The sequence below is a fragment of the Microbacterium sp. ZXX196 genome (genome assembly GCF_009709595.1).
GTDB lineage: Bacteria > Actinomycetota > Actinomycetes > Actinomycetales > Microbacteriaceae > Microbacterium > Microbacterium excoecariae.
Window position 1 is genome coordinate 1 of the sequence record NZ_WMEE01000082.1, and the last position, 287, is coordinate 287.

Here is a 287-nt window from a genome sequence, read left to right on the forward strand (position 1 = left end):
GCCGGACACGTCGGCCAGCTCGCTGAGGCCGAAGCGACCGGCCCTCACAACCCTCCGGTGGTGGAAGAAGAGGAGGTGGACGTCGCCGGAGCGCTGGTCTACGCCTGCCTGCTCCGCTTGACCGGACACCCCGAGTCCGCGCAGTTCTGGTGGCAGCTGGCCGCCGGCGCCGGCAACCGCGCGGCCGCCTACTGCCTGCACCTTCACCATCTCCACCTCGGTGAGTCCCGGGAGGCCCGGCACTGGCACCACCAGCTGACACACTCCATGACCGACGAGACGAGCTT

At 70.0% G+C, this 287-nt stretch carries 1 protein-coding gene; it reads left to right on the plus strand.

The features are described from left to right. Nucleotides 1-57: 57 nt before the first annotated feature. Nucleotides 58-287: hypothetical protein (locus GJQ66_RS12355; RefSeq protein WP_230379580.1), on the plus strand; the 230-nt coding region annotated here is incomplete at its 3' end.